The sequence below is a fragment of the Kribbella sp. NPDC056345 genome (genome assembly GCF_042262745.1).
Taxonomy (GTDB): Bacteria; Actinomycetota; Actinomycetes; order Propionibacteriales; family Kribbellaceae; genus Kribbella.
In genome coordinates, this window is sequence record NZ_JBHJQQ010000002.1 from 526424 (window position 1) to 544280 (window position 17857).

Annotated in this window: 8 protein-coding genes; 6 read left to right on the forward strand and 2 right to left on the reverse strand. The window is 67.7% G+C overall.

Annotated elements, in window-relative coordinates:
• Positions 1 to 55: 55 nt before the first annotated feature.
• From ACFCV3_RS08215 to ACFCV3_RS08230, 4 genes are read left to right on the forward strand one after another with little or no spacing between them, the layout of a single operon-like run.
• Complete coding sequence (locus ACFCV3_RS08215; protein WP_376027470.1) at positions 56 to 442, forward strand: YbaB/EbfC family nucleoid-associated protein; 387 nt, start codon at positions 56 to 58, stop codon at positions 440 to 442.
• Positions 439 to 792, forward strand: coding sequence for a hypothetical protein (locus ACFCV3_RS08220; RefSeq protein WP_376027473.1), 354 nt, complete (start codon positions 439 to 441; stop codon positions 790 to 792). Before ACFCV3_RS08215 ends, ACFCV3_RS08220 begins: the two co-directional genes overlap by 4 nt.
• Positions 789 to 13850, forward strand: coding sequence for a hypothetical protein (locus ACFCV3_RS08225; RefSeq protein ID WP_376027475.1), 13062 nt, complete (start codon positions 789 to 791; stop codon positions 13848 to 13850). Before ACFCV3_RS08220 ends, ACFCV3_RS08225 begins: the two co-directional genes overlap by 4 nt.
• The gene (locus ACFCV3_RS08230) at positions 13847 to 14356 is read left to right on the forward strand and encodes a hypothetical protein (RefSeq protein ID WP_376027477.1); all 510 of its coding nucleotides are present in this window, start codon (positions 13847 to 13849) and stop codon (positions 14354 to 14356) included. The genes ACFCV3_RS08225 and ACFCV3_RS08230 overlap by 4 nt, the downstream gene beginning before the upstream one ends.
• Here ACFCV3_RS08230 and ACFCV3_RS08235 read toward each other — a convergent pair.
• The gene (locus tag ACFCV3_RS08235; protein ID WP_376027479.1) at positions 14344 to 16356 is read right to left on the reverse strand and encodes a penicillin acylase family protein; all 2013 of its coding nucleotides are present in this window, start codon (positions 16354 to 16356) and stop codon (positions 14344 to 14346) included. The two genes, ACFCV3_RS08230 and ACFCV3_RS08235, sit on opposite strands and share 13 nt — an antisense overlap.
• Positions 16357 to 16477: 121 nt before the next feature.
• On the opposite strand from ACFCV3_RS08235, the gene ACFCV3_RS08240 reads away from it, so the two are divergent.
• Positions 16478 to 17191 (forward strand): siderophore-interacting protein, encoded by a 714-nt coding sequence (locus ACFCV3_RS08240; protein WP_376027481.1) that lies wholly within the window; start codon positions 16478 to 16480, stop codon positions 17189 to 17191.
• 15 nt (positions 17192 to 17206) lie between these two features.
• On the forward strand, positions 17207 to 17653 hold the full coding sequence (locus tag ACFCV3_RS08245; protein ID WP_376027483.1) for a GNAT family N-acetyltransferase: 447 nt from the start codon (positions 17207 to 17209) through the stop codon (positions 17651 to 17653).
• Here the strand turns inward: ACFCV3_RS08245 and ACFCV3_RS08250 are convergent.
• The gene (locus ACFCV3_RS08250) at positions 17650 to 17817 is read right to left on the reverse strand and encodes a hypothetical protein (protein ID WP_376027485.1); all 168 of its coding nucleotides are present in this window, start codon (positions 17815 to 17817) and stop codon (positions 17650 to 17652) included. The two genes, ACFCV3_RS08245 and ACFCV3_RS08250, sit on opposite strands and share 4 nt — an antisense overlap.
• Positions 17818 to 17857 lie beyond the last annotated feature (40 nt).

Here is a 17857-nt window from a genome sequence, read left to right on the forward strand (position 1 = left end):
GTGGGAGATGGCGCCGACTCTTGAACCTCGCGCACCCATACCCCGGAGGCTCAGGATGGAGTATCCCCGTACACCCCGACCTGGCTTGCTGGCCGACATCGAACAGCTTGAGCAGGACGCCAGGAAAGCACAGCTCGCGGCGGCTGAAGCATCCGGTACGGCGACCGCCGGTGACGATCTGATCGAGGCCACGGTGACCGGTCAGGGTGAGCTGACCGAGCTGGTGCTGGACCCGCGGGTGTACCGGGAGCTCGGACCCGAGGAGCTGGCGGCGGAGATCGTCCTGGCAGTCGGTGAAGCACGGACGCGGGCACGCCATGCGGCCCTGGAGGTACTGGTTGCAGGCTCCCCGCCGGGGTCCCTGGCGATCGGCGATGATCCTGCCTTCGGCCCGTGGCTGGCCCACCTCGAGCAGATGCGCAGCACCGGGCGGCCGGTATGAGCGACGCGGGCCTCAGCAGCAGGATGCACATGTTGCCCGGCCCCACCAGCAAGGTCCTCGACGCGATCCAGCAGCCGATGGATGACTGGACCAATGAATGGTCCCGGTTGAGCTCCGCGATCAGGCAGGACGAGATCGTTGCGAAGACCGGTTTCGATGATGTCAGCAAGCAGTTCCGGGACAGTTACAATTTGGCCGAGCCCGATCTGAGCTCCGGTGCCGCCAACGTGAGTCCGACCGTGGTGCAAGCAGTCGGAAAGGGCCGCACGATCGTCGCACGGTACGTCGCCACCTTCGGAGCGATGGGTGACGCCATGAAGGTTCCGGGAGCGAACCGGACCTTGCCGTGATACCCGAACCGACGAGCATCCTGTGGCCCTGGCTCCGCAAGGCCATCGACACCACGTTCCCGATCTGGGTCGACGAGGACGCAGCCTTCCGCCTCGAGGCTCATTGGAACGAGGCCGCTGGTCTGCTCGAGCAGAAGGTCGCAGCAGCAACCACCGCGAACACGGGGCTGACCGGACCATGGCGCGACATCTACGGACTGCTCCTCCAGCAGAAGATCGACATCCGCCTCAACGGGCCCGGGAACGGGATCGGCGAGCTGGTCAAGGGGATGCGGAATCTCGCCGCCCTGTCCGCCGAGTACGGCCGGAGCATTATCCAGATCAAGAATCAGATCTATGCGGAGCTGATGGCCAACGGGGTAGCGTTCGCCCTGAGCTTCGGGATTCCCGAGCCGTTCGGGAGCTGGGTCCGGGCGCGGCAGCTGTCAGAGATGGCGGCGAGGCTCGTCGGCTTCGTGTCGTCGATAGCCTCGAGGCTGGCCGGATTCGTGAGCAGGATGCCCAAGTTCGTCGCTGCGGTGGCAGGGCAGGCGCTCGAAGAGCCGGCCATCACCCTCACCGGGAATCTGCTCGACCTGGCGCGCAACGCCAGGCCGGACGGAATCGACTGGCGGCAGGTGTGGCTGTCGGCGCCGTCGGCTGCACTCGGTGTGGCGCTGACGCCGGTCGTTGCTCCGCTGGGGCGAGCGATCGCGCGGCCGGCTCGGATCGTCGCGCCGCGAGAGATCTCCGAATCGGTGGGCCGGACCGTCGAGGCCATGGTCAGCAACGGGATCACGTCGCCGGTGTCCGGGACCTTTGTGCAAGCAGTTGCTGATGGCAAGAATCCCTGGACCCAGGACTATGTGAAGGCTCTGGTCGAGCAAGGGCTCGGGGCTGGTTTGCTGGCTGGAACGCGGGTGGCTTCGCATGATCTCGGCCATGTCGCCGGTGAAGGCCTGACTCGCGCGTTGACACCTGCCTCTGAGAACGGGAACTCGACGGGTACGGCAGAGGCAACCACAACGGATCTGGTTTCGGACCCGCCGGATACGAATCCGCCGGGTCCGCCGCCAGGGGAGGTGGCGAGTCCGCAGGGGGCGCAGGCTCCGACCGGGAGCGAGGCGTCATCCACGGGCGGGAACGTGGCGTCGGCTGCAGCGCCTGGGTTGGCTGGGGGTGCGCAGGGTGCTACGGGAACTGGGCATGGTCACCTGGGTGGCGACCACGGTCTGGGTGGAAAGTCGGTAGGTACGACGCAAGCCGGTGACCCCGGCACGACGAGGCCGGGCGCCGCGGGGCATCACGATGATGCACAGCAGCCAGTGGCCGACGATGTCAGTGATCCCGGTGCGGAGTCGGACACGTCGCAGACAAGCGATCAGCCGTCCACCGGAACGGACGATCTGGTCGATCAGGCTCCAGCTGCGGAAGAGGTTGCCGCGGGGGAAGGGTCGGTAGCACCTGCCTCCGACGGAGGTCCGCAGGCTGCGCCAGATGTGGAGGGCGGCGCGCAGGATCTGGGGGCTCCGGCGAATCACACGGTTTCGCAGGGTGGCGACGTACAGGGCGGCCCGCAAGGTGTGGATGCACCGGTCGAGGCCGGACCGGAGCAGAACGGTGCCCTGCTACCTGGTCAGGGCTGGGCCAACCACGGAGGTGGCTTGATCGGCGCCGAGCAGAGGGTTGCTCAGGGCAACCGAACTGCCGGGTCTGAGCAGGGTGGAAAGGGCGACAGCAAGCCGGGACCGGTCGAGGACGCAAGCCGATCCCGGAAGGCGTCGCCGGAGGATGAGCAGGACGGGCTCGAGCAGGGCCAGGAGGCCGAGGAACGCGGATCGCTCGACGAGGATCCTCATTCACCATCGCACGATGCGACCGCCGAGGAGGTCGCCGACCACGACGCGAACGCCGATCAGTCGGTAGCGGAAACGCAGCCTGGCGCGGAGAACGCGGATGAGGTGCCGGCTGATCCGCACGAGGTGGAGGCGCAGGTTGTGCATGCGCCGGAGGGACCGGGGTTTGTTCGAGGGCCGGTGGAGGTGGTGCCTGAGAAGGCGGAGGTTCTGGCGGCTGCGGAGGGGGCTACGAAGGAGCACTTCGGCGGGTTGCTGACAGCGGATCCTGTGGTGGTTGGGGATCGGGTTGTGGCGCAGGCGAAGGATGGGAAGACGTACGAGTTCACGCTTGAGGTGAAGCCGGTCGAAGGGAAGAACGCGGCGCGTACCCAGGTTGCGGAGGACGGCGGACTGCATCGGACGCGCATCGACCCTGGGGTCAAGCGCGGGCAGTGGACTCGGGCTTGGGTGCATGAGATCGGGCATGCGGTGCGGGAGGCGATGCGGGCGCAGGCAGGCGAGCACACGCACGAGCACACGGAGGATCTGTGTATCGAGGCCGAGCAGGATGTCCGGCGACTGGTCGCGGATCAGGCGGCGGAGGCCAGGGAGGCAGCTGAGCAGAGTGGGCTGCCTGAGGATCGGGCAGTGGCGGACCAGCGGGAGCAAGAACTGGCGCTGTTGGACGAGTGGGTGCAGGCGCGGGTCGAGGCGCATCAGGAGCTTGCGGGGACGCAGGAGATCGGCATGGTCGAGGTATCGGCCGGCATGCCGGCGGGGCGGAACGGGCTGCCGTTGGAAGCGCAGCTGAGATTCCTGGAGATGCTGAACGCCCGGGACGGACACGGCAGACTGACTTTGCTGGCCAAGGTGCTGCGGGAGCACTACTACCAGCGGCCGCGGACGGGAAAGCACACTGGTCAGGTCCGGCTCCACGGCAAGAACCGGCCGGGGCGGGAGAACTTTCCGGCGCGTACGTCGGATGGACAGGTTCTCCGAGTCGACGTCCCCGCTGTGACGATGGACGCGGAGGGCAACTTCGTTCCGAAGGATGTCGAGGTTGTTGCGGGCACCGTGCTCAGCAAGGTCGTCGCTCTCTTCAGTAGTTCGCGTTTCGGGTTCACTGCGGCCGAGCTCGCCTCGAGGCAGTCTGTTGCCGAGTTGTGGAACGACAGCGCGACCACGACTGATCAGGATCCGGTCGAGCTCTGGATGACGCCCAACGACCACCGCGTCTGGCAGAGCCTGACCGAGGCCGAGCGGGATGCGATTCTCGCGGAGCGACCGATGGTGAAGTCGACCGACGGGAAGCGGTCGTCCATCTGGGGGGAGCGGGTCGGCGAGGCGTTCGCGGAGTCGATGCTGCGCTGGCTGCGGAGCGACCCGAACCACCTGACGCAGGACGTCTATCGAGTGTTCTTCCAGAACAACGGCGGCTCCGGGCGGATGGACCAGCTCTACATCCGCGTCGACAAGGTCACCCGGGAGATCCAGGGTTTCGTCGTCGTCGAGGCGAAGGGGATCTTCGGCAGGCTGGTCTCGCGTAAGGGTCTGGATCTGGTGAGCTATCTCCAGGGCCACGAGGAGTACCTGAACAGCCTGCTGTCCGAGATCCGTGCGGATGTCGATGGCCGCGCCGCGGAGCCGGTCGCCGTACTGGACGGGTTTGCCGTCGAGCGGGTCGAGCTTCCTTCACACGCCGAGTACGACGGACCGCCGCGGTACTCGACGCGTCCGGTCCGGGCGGAGCTGGCGAGGCCGATCCACACCGCGGCCGATCTCATCGCAGCGATGGAGGTGCAGGCGAAGCAGAGCAACCTGCAGTACCTGGTGGTCAAGGCGAAGGTGGAGTTCGCCGGCGGCAAGATCATTGCCAAGGGCATCGAGATCACCGAGTACGACATGTCGAACCTACGGATCGGCCCTAAGCCGACCGGGGTGAATGCGCCGAACCAGCCGGGGTTCGATGGGACGAGCCGGGAGACCGGGCGGCCACCGGCCGATGAGCAGGAGCTGATGGGGGCAGCGCAGGCGGCGCAGGAGAGTGACTTCGGCGGTCTGATCAAGGGGCGGGTGCAGACCTTCGGAGATGTCATGGTGGTTGACACACCGAACCTCGGGCGGAAGACGTTTCGGCTGCGCCTCGGCAGTGTCCAGGGCGACAGTGTTGCCCACACCGATCTGAGCACCGACGGCAGCCCGCATGAGACGACGATCGAGGCGGGTCTGCGCACCGATCAGTTCACCCGGGCCGTTGTGCATGAGATCAGTCATGTGCTGAAGGAGATGTCCAACCAGAAGCTGAGGGCGGAGGGACACACCGGTCCGTTCGAGGACGCCTGTCTGGTGGCGCAGGTGAACGAGCACCGGTTCCTTCAGCGGTTGCTGGACGTGGCCAGGGTGATCGCTGCTCGGACCGGGAACAAGGACGACCTGCAGTTCGTGCGGAACCTTCAGGTGGAGATCGAAGGGCTTCAGCAATCGCTGGAGAAGCAAGGGATTCACGGGCCGAGGCAGCAGACGTCGGACAGCACTGCCTGGCAGGAGCTCGACGGCGGCAGGGTGGGGACGCGTCGGGTGCGGTCGTTCGGGGAGAACGTCATCGCGCGTCCCATTGGCCCGGTCATGACAGGCGAGTCTGTCATCGCCGAGCTGCGCAAGCTGATCCCTGACGCGGTGCCGGCGATGATGCGCGCGATTGCCGCCGCGGCCGGGCTGGACGGCGTACCGCTGATGAACGAGCGTCCGGTGGGCTGGAGCTTCTTCGGTACGTCGGGGCTGATGGCCCTCGGCGTGACACTCGACCCGGCCGCGTTCCAGATGCTCGAGACCCGCCTCGGTGCGCTGATCGCGACAGGGCACACCGCAACACTCGCGCTCACCAAGCTCCCGAGCCCGACCAGCGCGATCGAGAAGTTCCGCTACACGGTCTCGCTGACCGCGCCGAACGGCACGGTCACGATGCATTCGGCCGTTGACCTCAACACGCTGGCCGCCTCGCTGCCGTTCGAGATCGCGGCGCCCGTCGTGCTGTCCGAGGCCCCGGTGGTGCCACCATCGAGCCGCCCCGGCATCGTGGGCCGGCTGGCGCGGGGGATCCTTGGCCGGGGCGCGTACAACCTCGGTTGGTTCGTCGTGAACGACGTCGCCCAGCGAGAGCTGATCAGCGCGGGCGTGTGGGCAGCGGCGGGGATCGAGCGCGTCACCCGAATCGCCAACCCCATCGAGGATCGCCCCGGGATCTACCGGGTGAAGATCTCGGGCACGGAGGAGTTCCGGCTGACGTTGAGCGTCGGCCACACAGCGACCGAGCTGTGGGCGGAGTCTTCGCTGGTGTTCGAACACAACGGGCCTGTGCTGGCCCTGGTCCTCTCCACTCAGATGGGGCCAGGTGATGTCGCACCGGTGCTCGCCAGGGTGATCGCCGAAACGGTGGCTCTACTCGGCCGCGGAACAACTGTCGAGGGGGCAAAGGTCTTCGGGCCGGCGACGCAACCCCGGGTGAACGCCGTTCAGATCATTGAGGACATCGGTGACCGGGCGGAGCTGCGGCACCGTGGCGAGGTGATGAAAGCCCTCCGGCGCATCGACTTCCTGCAGGCGGCACTGCAGCGGATCGATGGCACGAAGCTGCTGACGCAGATGGGACTGCGCAACGACCAACGCTCGGCCGAGATCCTCCGAACGCTGCTCGCCAAGAGCGAGCGGGATCTGGCGGTCCTGCTCGACACCGGCAAATCGCTGAAGGACGAGCGGGCGAGCGTAGCGGCGTACGAGGCGAAGGCACTGCGCGGGACCGGTCTGACCAACACGGTGATCGCCGTCACGACGGCCATTGTCACCGGCAACCCGCTCATGGGCATCGGGATCTTCGTGCCGGCGCTGACCAACGCGCTCGTCGGCGGCCTGATGGAGCGGTGGCTGGACGGGCGCAAGGAGGTCGGCCGGCAACCGGCGTACGACGCCGACCGGGCCGCCCGGGACCAGCGGAACCAGGGCCTGCGCGGGCTGCTCGACGATGCCGTACACGGTGCCCGGCGCGGGCTGAAAAAGTTGCCACGAGCAACTAGCCTGTGGAACTACACGATCCGGTACGGCGTTTCGTCGCTGAGCACGGCGGCGGTGGTCGGCGTACTGGAATGGCACGGTGTCCCGGCCATGTCGTCGCTCCTGGTGATCAGCGCCTCGGCACTGGCGAAATGGCTCACCGAGAAGCTGGTCGATTCCAGGAAGCTGGACTACCGCCTGAGCCGGGTCGACCGCTCGACCGAGGCGCGGCTGACCGATCCCCACTCGCTGGACAACCTGGTCGTGGGGAGCTTCACGGAGCTCCACGGCCGCCTTGAACGCGCGTTGTCGGTACTTACCGGGCAACCGCAATCCAGCCCGCGGGCGCCGCGCGGGCCGGCCGATCCGGCCGCTGCCGAGACAAGGCGTGAGATGCCGCCGTTCTGGGTGCATGCCGTTGTCCAGGGTATCGACGGCATCTCGTCGGCGGCCCGGCGGTACTTCCTGAACGAGGCGAAGGACGTCAGTGATCCGACCGAACTGTCTCGAGTGCTTGGCGCCCAGATCGAGCACCTGATCGGCGCTCTCGGCCCGGTCCTTCCCACCGGTGTCCTGGGTGCGTTCGGCGAGATGCGGTTCCTGAACCTCGAAGAGGCGGCCAGTGACGAGCAGAAGACCTACGACGCGGTCGAGCGCGAGGCGGCCCAGGGCGCCCGGACGGTCGCCGATCTCCGGCCCTGGTACGGAATTCTCGAGCAGCGGGTGCGCCTCCTCGAAGCCATCGCCGGTCTGGCTCCGGACCTCGGCGTACGGGCGGGGGAGCGGGCAGGATTCCCGCTGCCGCCGCACGGGCCGGACGGTGCTCGCCCGTTCGGCCAGCGCTCGCCCCTGATCTACTCGATCCCGGTGGTCCTGGCCTCGATCGGTGGGGTCGGCGGCACGCTGCTGCTCAACTGGCAGCTCGGCCTCGCCTGGAACAGCGTGGTGGTCACGGTTGCGGGTGCGGTCGGAGCAATCGCCGGTACGCCGTTCGCCAGGTACGGCTTCCGTCGCGCCGAACTGAATCGCAAGGACGAGGTGGCCGCTGCTCGTGCCAAGCAGGAGGCCGATCCACGCAAGACCCTGGAACAGCGAGCCATGGTCCGCTACCTCGTCACCCAGATGACGATTCGAGCCGAGGTATTTCTGGCCCGCACCCAGGACGCGCCGGCCGTGGTTCTGCCGGCCATCACCACTCGGCCCGACCAGATCCGGTACGCGATCAACCAGGCCGTCCGTGAGCTGGCCGGCCAGCCTGGTCACAAGCCCAAGCTGTTCGAGCGGCTGGTCGCTATGGAGCAGGTACTCGACACGCTCGATGCGCTGGAGCACCACGCGCAGCATGGGACTCCGGACTCGATCGGTCTGCTTGAGCAGGAGCTCAGCGAGCGTCTTGGTGTCCTCGATGAGCTCTGGCGGGAGCAGGGACAGCAGAACGGCTTCCCGCTGCCAACGATCACCCCGCCGCGCAGTGCGATCCAGCAGGCGCTCAACCCGGCGCCTAAACCGCCCGGCGGTCCGCACTACGGGCGTGAGGTGCGTGGTACCCGGTTCGTCAGGGGCGGCCGCCCGGCAAGTGAGGGTGTGCTCGACACATCCGTCGTACTGGATGCGGTGTCCGGCACGAAGAAGGAGGACTTCGGCGGCTTGCTCGAGGCGGCGCCGAAGCGGGTCGGTGAACTCGTGGTCGCTCGTCCCGGCGAGGCCGACGCGCAGCACTTCAGGGTCGAGGTCGGCCGGGTTCGGCGTGGGCGGATGGCTGCGACGTACCTGCATTCCGGTACGGCGGCCGATCCGCACGTCGTGCGGATCGCGCCTGGCGTGGCGAACGACCAACTCGCCCGCGTGTGGGTGCACGAGATCAGTCACGCCTTCCATGCACTGCACCGCCACGGACACGGTGTCGGTAGCCGGGTACGGCAAGTGCTGTCCCAGATCACCGGCGCCGTTGTCGATGCCTGTATCGAGGCGCAGATCAACGAGCATCGGTTCCTGGCCCGGCTGTGGGGTGAGGCGAAGACGGAGGCGGATCGGACTGGGCGGCCTGAGGATCGCGCCGCAGAGGAGCTCCTTCGGAAGGACATTGAAGGGTTGGCCAAGGCGATCGAGCGTCAACGCCATACCTCGCCGTCGGCGCCCTGGGCCGGACCTCCGGAGCTGGCCGGAGTCGATCTTCGGCAGGAGGCGCATCGGCTGGCTCATCAAGTGACAGACCTGAAAGCGCATCGCGCGGACAAGGAGGACGCTGCCAAAAAGGCCGAGAAGGCTGCGCGGAAGGCTGAGCGGCAGGCCCGGGCGGCTGGGCGGAACCGCGATCAGGGTCGTTTCGCGAGGATCCGGGAGAAGCTTGCCGAGTCTGTCAAGCAGAGGGACTTGGCGCGGTGGCATCAGGAACGTGCCAAGGCTTATGGGAAGGCGGAAAATCAGGCGGCGCGGCTGCAGACGATGTACGAGCGGCTGCTTGCGGCGACAACCGATCAACTGCCCCAGCAGATGGCGGAGCTGACCGCTCTGCGGGCCGAATACGATCAGGCGATCGCTGCCCTGGCACCGCCGCAGATCGCGCTGCCGAACATGATGCCGACCGGTGCGCTGCCGCAGATCAGCAGTCTCGCCGAGCGGGTGAACGAGGAGCTCGCCAGCCTGGGCGTCGAGCACCGGGTCACCGCCGCGAGTCTGCAGAACAGGCTGAGTGCCGAGTTCGGCCGACTCGTCACACCCGAGGGCGCCGTACTCCGGTTCGGTACGGCGGAGCTGCGGATCACGCTGTCCGTCTCCGAACTGCAGGAGGTCCTGCGACCGCCGGTCACCTCGTCGGAGATGATGGCCGGCGTCATGCCGCAGCGCGGTCGGCGCCTGGGAACGACGGCCACCAGCCGGATCGGTCTGGGCGTCGACCAGTCGCTGCGCGACCTCACCCGGCTTCTCATCGACCAGATCCCGACGCTTGCGGGAGCCGGCGAATTCATCAGCGCGCGCTTCGGTACGTCGTTCGGCCGGAGCCTCGCGGTCTCCGGTACCGCGGCCGAGTTCGCGCAGGACGGCGCGGTCGAGGACAACCGTGGGGAATCCCTGCTGTACAAGGGCGAGGGCCGCTGGCGGATCGATGTCCGTACCCCGGAGACCGTCCGCTGGCGCACCGTCGTCGCCGATGATCGGACCGGTGAAATCCGTGGCTGGGTCTCCCATGTTTATACGGTCCCGGCCGCGACCGCCACCGAGACATCCGGGCGGAAGCCGCAGGGCAGGTTCCCCGATGCCCTGGTCAGCTCGATCACCGGTCTGCAGGAGCTGTCCGACACCGTCACGACCGTCTTCCGCGGTCGCCTGCAACGCTTGGGTAAGGCGGCGGAGAACGTTCGCCAGCAGATCCAGGAAGCGATCACCCATGACCTGGCCGGACGGTTGGCCGAATCGACCGAGCGCGTGATCATCCAGCCGTTGCAGGCCGACGGCGTACCGATCGGGCATGTCGAGATCAGGACGACGGTCCGCTACGAAGAAGCCGAACTCGTCGGTGCGGAAAGTGCGACGCATTGGCAGGAGCGTGTGCGGGTCGGTTTCACCACTGTGTCCGGGCAAGCAGGTTACGGGACGAGTGCCGACGGGAAGGTCACGCCCGAAGTCGGGCCGGCCACCCTGGATGATGCATCCGAGTTCAAAGCCGAGGCCGGCATCGGCAAATCCGCGTCGCGTGGCGAAGCGCAAAGTGTGGGCGGTACGGCGATCCAGGTCGGAGTCCACCGGTTCACCGGCCCGACCCAGGGATACCGGATGGTGCTGGAGCACAAGGTGGTGCTGGTCCTCGGCGGGCACCGGATCGGCGCAGTCCCCGGCAACAGCGAGGCCCTGGTCAGGCTACGGTTGAACGACGCCTTCCACCACGGCCTGCCGGTCGCCGAGACAGCACTGGTGCGTGATCGCCAGGGGCAGGTGGTTGTCGATAGCAACGGTCGGACCGTGGTCCGTGGTGACGTCCGGCCCGGCAGCCGGACTCCGGAGCAGATCGCCGAGCTGATTCCCGGGCGCAAGTTGGAGCTGCCGACCTGGGCTCAGCCGGGTGTCGGAGTCGGGCCCGCGTTGGTGCAGGACGTGACCGGCGGAAGCGAGGCACTCGCCGACATCATCGGAGGCCTGACCGAACGGGGCTTCCTGCCGCCGTTGCGGCCCGATGGCACGATCGACATGGCGCGGCTGACGAAGGATCCAGTGGAGCGGCACGGCCAGCTCCTGAACCTCGAAGAGCTCGTTGCCCAGCTCTCGATCCAGCGCCTGGAGGCCGGGTACGACGCCGCCGTACAAACTGGGTTGCCGATCACCCTGACCCGGCCTCGTACCCGGATGCCGACCGAGACGGTGACACTGCGGATCAACCTGATGCAGGAGCTCGACGGGGTACGGCCCATCGGCATCACCTCGGACGAGGCGATGGTGACGTTGAACATCGGCTCGGACAGCGCCGGCAGGCCCGGGAGCCGGTCGAAGGCAGTGCCCTGGGCGGCGAAGCCGCTGGGGATCAAGGATCCGACCGATGACGACGGTTCCGGTGGATCGGCGGGAGGTTCGTGGAGCCGCTCGGCCTTCGGGCGGACGCTCGGATTCCTCAGCGGCGGGACGATCAACCAGGTCACTCTGGTGGAGAGCACGTCGCCGCTGGCCGTCTTCGAGATCGCCCACCGGCTGGTCGTCACCGAGGTCGGACAGGGCGCCGAGACAGTTCTTCATGAGGGGACCGGGACAGCGCGAGTCCTTCTCGACAGCGATCTGCTGCCGTACAGCAAGGACGTGTTCGAGGCCAGTACGTCGCCGGGACCGGTCCGGCAGGCGGTGCTCGACCGGGCCACCGTGCTGGCCCTCCGAGCGCCGGATCTCCTGGCCGCGTTGCCCGCGCAGTTGCTGCGCGATCCGGCTGCTCGACGGCTGGCGGCCGCGTTCCTCAACCCCAGGAACCTGGTCGCGCATCCTGAATGGTCCGGGACGCCGTACCGGACCGGCGTGATCGTCTCGGGGCACGGACCGACCTCGCAGCGCTACACCCTCGGTATCACCGGAGTCGTCCGCGACGCGGTTCTGATCGGGGTGACCGACGGTGTGGCCGGGGACATCAACTTTGCCATGGGCAACCATGGAACGGTGACCGGATGGTCCAGCTCGCGATCGACCTCGCTGTCGGAGTCGGCCGCGGTCGACGGCAACCCGAACGACGAAGCAGCGGCACAGGGCGCCGGCCTGTCGGCGTCGATCGGCGGTACGACGTCGGCGTCCAGAGCCGACCAGGCCATCTGGGGCGTGGAGCGGCTGACGATCGAGGTCGGCCGGCACTATGTCTTCGCGGCCGCTGCGGACCTTTCGCTGAACGTGACGGACGGGGCCCGGCAGGTGGCGGATCACGCGGACACGGGCAACTTGGTGTTCCAGATCGCGGAGCGTGATGCGCTGGGGTTCTACGCGAAAGGCGAGTTGGCGTTGCCGCTGCAGCAGGTCGCGGACGCGGTCGAGCGCTACCTCAACGGCTCGTTGACGCTGGACCGGCGGACTGCAACCGCACTGATCCGCGCCTATCGGGCCGCGTTGACGAATGGCCCTCAACCCGCCAAGAGCTCCGGTCTGCCTCGGCTGTGGGACCGGCACGGACCGGCCCGGCTGCTCGCCAAGCTCGGCGTGCCCAGGATCAATCCGCTCTTCCCGGCGCGGGCCCGGCTCGACGACATCCTGGCCGATTTCGACGTCGAAGGTAAGAACCTGCCGATCGTCCCCGTGCCGCCGCAGTACAAACACAGTCTCGGATCCAGTCTGATCGAAGCGGCCGAGTTGGACGGGACCGTCCTCGATGCGGTGCAGGCTGTGCTCCGAAACAGGCTAGGCGTGCAGTTCGAGCATGATCCGACCATCGCAGAGGCCTGGTTCGGTGACCTGGCGGGCAAACGGTGGTGGGGCAGGCTGGACGACATGCTGGCGCCGAACGGATTCACCCGCAGCTTCCCGGTGCAGCGTCCCGGCACCCTGGTTCCCGAGCGGGTCACCGTGCGGATCCGCGCCGAGCTCAGCACCAGCGGTGCACAGCTGGGCGAAAGCAAGACCACCATCAGTATCGTCCAGCGCTATCTGTACGGCGATCGCAGCGCGACTCGTGGTCGTGGTCGGTCGCTCGGTGGAGGGGTCAACGGATCGCTCGAGAGTGGCGCGGACCCCACAGTGCAGACCGACCGGGCGGAATCGGTGAGCCACAGCTTCGGGGAGCAGCAGACCCGGCTGGAGCGAATGGCGACCTTCGGCGGTGTGACCCGGCTGCGACGTGGGTTGATCCTGCACATCGAGGTTGTGCACAACCCGACGGCAGCGCCGACGAGCGGCCGTGTCCGTCAGGCCTTTCAACCCACCGACACGCGCCCTGGCACTTCGCGCACGGAGACGGTGGCGCTGACCGGCCACCTGATTCAGCTGGTGCCGACCGGGTACCTCACACCCCGCGCGACACCCGACGTCCGGACCGGTGACGGCAAGCCGGTGGAGTTGCCCGAGACGTATTTCGTCGAGGCGGTCGGGCCACACGACGGTGCTCGGTTGCTGGAAGCAATCAAGGCGGACCTGGCGCATCGGTCACTGCTGGGTCCGGACGGCGCTCGGCTACGCGTTGCCGAGCTGGAGAACTACCTGTCGCCGTCCGCTCTGCATGCCGCGTTCAGCCAGATGGCCACGGAGGACGGATATCGTTTCCCGGGTCTGGTTGCACCAGGGCAGGCGTCGCGGGTTGTGGACGTCGTCATCTGCGTCGTGCCGTCGAACCCGGAGGTGCTGACCGATGCCGTCCCGGACAGCGAGCTAGGTGCGGTGAACCGCACCCAGAGCACGACCAGTACGACGGTGTCCAGAGGCCGGCTGCTGCCGGCGTCCGGTAGTACGACCGTCCCGTTCCCTGGCGTCGGTACCAGGCCGGTTGTGTCGGTCGGGGAGCAGATCACCGACCAGACGACCGACGTACGTGGTGTCCGGTTGGAGCGCAGCCGCTTCGAAGGCGGCTCCATGGTGTCCGTGCGGTACGACGTCAGTTACGAGGTCACGTTGATCCCGGTGCAGGTGCTGGGATTGAACCCGGAGCAGCCGGATCGCCCGGGCAGCAAACGGACCTTGGACCCGATACCAGGAGAGGTCTACGTGTCCGGACACGACCACGAGATCGGAGTGAACCCATGACCGGTCAGTTGCCGGTAGCAAGAACCCACGACGAGGCCCTGCTGTGGCTGGAGCGCGTGCCCTGTGACGGATGTGCGACGACGAGCATGAACTGGGAGCATGGATTGGCCCAGGACGACATCGGCGAGCTGGTGCTTGCCTATGACACCGAGTGCTCGTCCTGCGGCACCGATCGTGAGTACTACTTCGAACTGCCGGAACGGGAGACCGGATTGGGCGCGTTCGGTGGCTCGGAGCCGTCGGAGTTGATCGACGCCGGTCAATGGCTTGCACTGGCGGACGAGCTGGCTTCGCGGGTGCCGACCGACGATCCGATTGCTCGGGCGGAGCGACTGGGGTGGGCCGCCGCCGCGGTCGACGAGGTGCTGAAGTTCGTGCCGGTGGGCGAGGACGACGTACCTGACTGGGCGTTCTGGACGGAGGACGGCCGGCAGACCCGTGACGAACAGCCGGGACGATTCCGGCGGCAGCGCCTGGAGGTCGTACTCGCCACCTACCGCCCCTGATGGGCTGCGTCGTTGACGGGAATCAGCTCGCCCTGGAGCCAGGACCGCAGTTGGTCGTGGTGGTTGGGATGGCCTTGGATGCCTGAGGCACCTAAGGGGACTATCCAGGCGCTGGTGGAGCGGTCGGCCAGGTCCCAGGCGTAGCGGGCTGCGGAGGCTCGTAGGCAGAGGTCGGTGAAGCCGGGGAGGCTGGAGGTTGACCAGACGCAGTGGTGGTCGCCGGAGAGGGCCAGGTCGATGGGGGGTTCGGTGGGGGTGAAGAGGGGGGTGCGGAGGGGGTGCAGGGGTGCTAGTTGGTGGGTTTCGCCCCAGGGTGGGCGGGGTTTGGCGGTGGCTACGTCTTCGAGGGCGGCGTGGATGATCGGGGCGATGTCCAGGTCGGCGGACTCGAGGAGGTTCTCCAGGGCGAAGGAGACGTGGGCGAGGGTGTCCAGGTAGGGCGCGAAGATCTCGGGGCAGTCGGGGTTCTCGAGGATGGAGAAGCGGTCGGTGAGGCGGGCGATGATCGCTTTGCGGAGGGCGGCGTACGTCGAGGCTGTGGTGCTGGCCGCGTCCATCCGGCGGTCCCAGCTGAGGAGTTCGGTGCGTAGGGCAACGGCTTCGGGGGAGAGTCCTGCCGAGGGGAGCCGGTCGAGGATGCTCGCGGCGGAACCGAGATAGGTGTCGGTGTGGATGGTCGGCATGTCGCCGACCGACCAGTCGGATCGCTCGGCCAGTAGTTCCTGGATGCGGTGCGTTCGATGGGGTGCGGCGAATTCGACGCCGAGCGGGGCGGCAATCTCGCGGGCGTTCGCCATCGAGACCGGACCGGTGACCTCCTCCCGCGGCATCGGGAGCCAGCCGTCCCACGCGAAGGCGGCGTCCCAGGCCGGTACGACGCGCAGCGAGTTGGCCTGGTGGCGTTGCGGGACCACACCCGCGACTCGATGCAGCAGGCCGCCGGAGGTGTCGGCGGCGAGGACGACGTTGACCGGCTCGACCCAGTCCTCCAGCGCCGCGTCGATCTCGCCGACAGTTGTTGCCTGAAGCAACCGAGGGAGTGCTTCGAAGCCGAGGCGTTTGAGGACGCGCGGTGGGTAGCGCAGGCTGAGGGTCTGGCCGGCGTGGTCGACGATGATCGGGCCGCGCTCGGTCTCGATCACCTCGATCGTGACCGGATCCGCGCCCAGGACCTCGATGACCTCGGTGTGCCGTGACGCAGGCTGCCAACCGTCGGCGCCGAGCGCTTCGACCGAGGATTCGGTCCGGCGGAGTTGTTCGGCGTACAGGTCCTGGTAGTCGGCCGTGGCGTTGGTGATTGCCCAGGCCACCTTTCCGGCGTGACCGAAGTGCGCGATGCCGGGGATGCCGGGCACGGCCAGCCCGAGTACGTCGTACGACGGGCAGGTGAGCCGGATCTGCTGGTACACGCCCGGGTGCTCGACGTACCGGTGTGGGTCGCCGGCGATGATCGCCTGGCCGGTGACGGTGGCCGAACCGGGGATCAGCCAGCCGTTGCTGCCGGACGCGCCCGGCCCTTCGGACGTGAACAGCTGGAGGTACTCCTCGCCGAGCCGCTGCGCGACATGGGTGCGCCACAGCTTGCCCGGGAAGCCCGCGAACAGGATGTGGACGGCAAGCCAGATCCCGAGCGGTGTCCACGGCTCCCACTTGCCAGGCGTCAGCCCGGTCTGCACGAACTCGGGAGCCTCGGCTGACGGCAGTGCGGAGTTCACGCCATCGACGTACGCCGTGACCCACGCGCGGGTGTCGTCGTCGAGGGCCTCGAAGCACTGGCGAGCGGTGTCCGCGAGCCGGGCCTGGCGGGCGAAGGTGTCCCACGGCAGCGCGTCCGGGCCGAGGAAGGCGGCGGTCGTCCCGTTCAGGCGGTGCCGGGCGTACTCGAGTTGCCAGGCGCGGTCGTGGGCGGTGGTCGCGCCTTGGAGGTGAACGAGGGCGAGTGGATCACCGGCCTGCAGGTGGGGAACGCCGTACGCGTCGCGGGTCACCTGAGGATTCACGCACTGCCTCGCTTAAGTTAGGGTAGCCTTAGTTACGTCATTAACTTAGAAACCTGGCTCGCGCAGCCAACCTATGGACTGAATGCGACCCGCCGCAACGACAATTGCCAGGAGGTACGCCGTGGGGCACGGCTGGGAAGGCGCGGTCCTCAAGCTCTTCCGCGGGAAGGATTTCGTCTTCACCGTGACAGGTGCCGAGGACGTCACCGAGCGGTATCGCCGGGTGCACTTCACCGACGGCGGGCTGCTCGCGGCGATCGGGGTGCATCCGACCATGTGGGTGCGGCTGTGGTTCGACAAGAACGGCAAGCCGCATCAGCGCGCGTACACGCTGGTCGATCCGGATGTCGGGAAGGGCACGTTCAGCATGGAGTTCGCGCTGCACGAGGGGTGCGCGAGCGACTGGTCGCTGAAGGCTCAGCCCGGTGACACGATCGACGCGACCGTTCAGGGGACGGGTTTCGCGATGCCTGATCCGCTGCCCGGGCGGATGCTGGTGATCGGTGCGCCGGCGTCGTTGCCCGCGATCAACTCACTGCTCGGGGTGGCGCCTGAGTTGCCCGCCACGATCTGGTTCGAGACGACGCACGATGGCGACCGCGAGCTGCCGTTCCGGATCGATCCCGAGTGGCATGAGGTTCGCAATCTGTCGAGCCAGGAGTTCGTCGACGGGGTCAAGAGCGAGTTGCCGGGGCTGATCGACGATCCGGCCGGCGCCTTCGTGTGGATTGCCTGCGACACCCGGATGACGCGGGCGCTCACGTCGTACGTCGTCAAGGAGCTCGAGGTGCCCAAGCATCGGGTGAAAGCCCTTGGCTATTGGCGCGCCGCCTGAACTACCGTGACCCGGGTGATCACCGCACTCGACCTCACGGATCGTGCCCTTGCTGAGCGGCTGCTGACGATTCAGCACGCCGCGTACGCCGTCGAGGCCGCGCTGATCGGCTTCGACGGGATCCCGCCGTTGCAGGAGGATCTGGCCGGGCTGATGGCGTCCACCGAACACTGGCTCGGCCGGTACGACGGCGAAACCCTGGTCGGCGCGATCGCCTACGAACTCGAGCCTGGCATGGTCGAGATCAGCCGGCTGATCGTCGACCCGGCCCACGCCCGCCGCGGCCACGGCCGGGCCCTGCTCGACCACCTCGACGGACTGGAGCCGCGCCCGGTCAGCCGGGTCTCCACCGGCAGTCTCAACACCCCGGCCGTGAGCCTCTACACCTCACGCGGCTACCGAGTGCGCTCCCGCATCGAAGTGGGCCCAGGCGTCGAGATCACCCAGTTCGAACGGCCCTAGCGGCGCGGCGGATTCGGCTGCGGTCCGGCTGACTTCTCACCGGGGTGATCCGGAGGGTCGACCTGGTGATCGGTGACCTCGACGCCTTCCTTCTCCGGTGCGGCCTCGGCCTCGGAGTCGAGCTCACGCCCTGCCTTCGGCGTACCGGGTCTGTCGAAACTCATGGCACTCTCCACTCCTCAGAGGTACTGACCTCCTCCCAGT

Excerpts from the sequence above, each read along its gene's own strand:
- ACFCV3_RS08215 (WP_376027470.1), top strand. The coding sequence starts at position 56 with ATGGAGTATCCCCGTACACCCCGACCTGGCTTGCTGGCCGACATCGAA.
- ACFCV3_RS08220 (WP_376027473.1), top strand. The coding sequence starts at position 439 with ATGAGCGACGCGGGCCTCAGCAGCAGGATGCACATGTTGCCCGGCCCC.
- ACFCV3_RS08230 (WP_376027477.1), top strand. The coding sequence starts at position 13,847 with ATGACCGGTCAGTTGCCGGTAGCAAGAACCCACGACGAGGCCCTGCTG.
- ACFCV3_RS08250 (WP_376027485.1), bottom strand. The coding sequence starts at position 17,817 with ATGAGTTTCGACAGACCCGGTACGCCGAAGGCAGGGCGTGAGCTCGAC.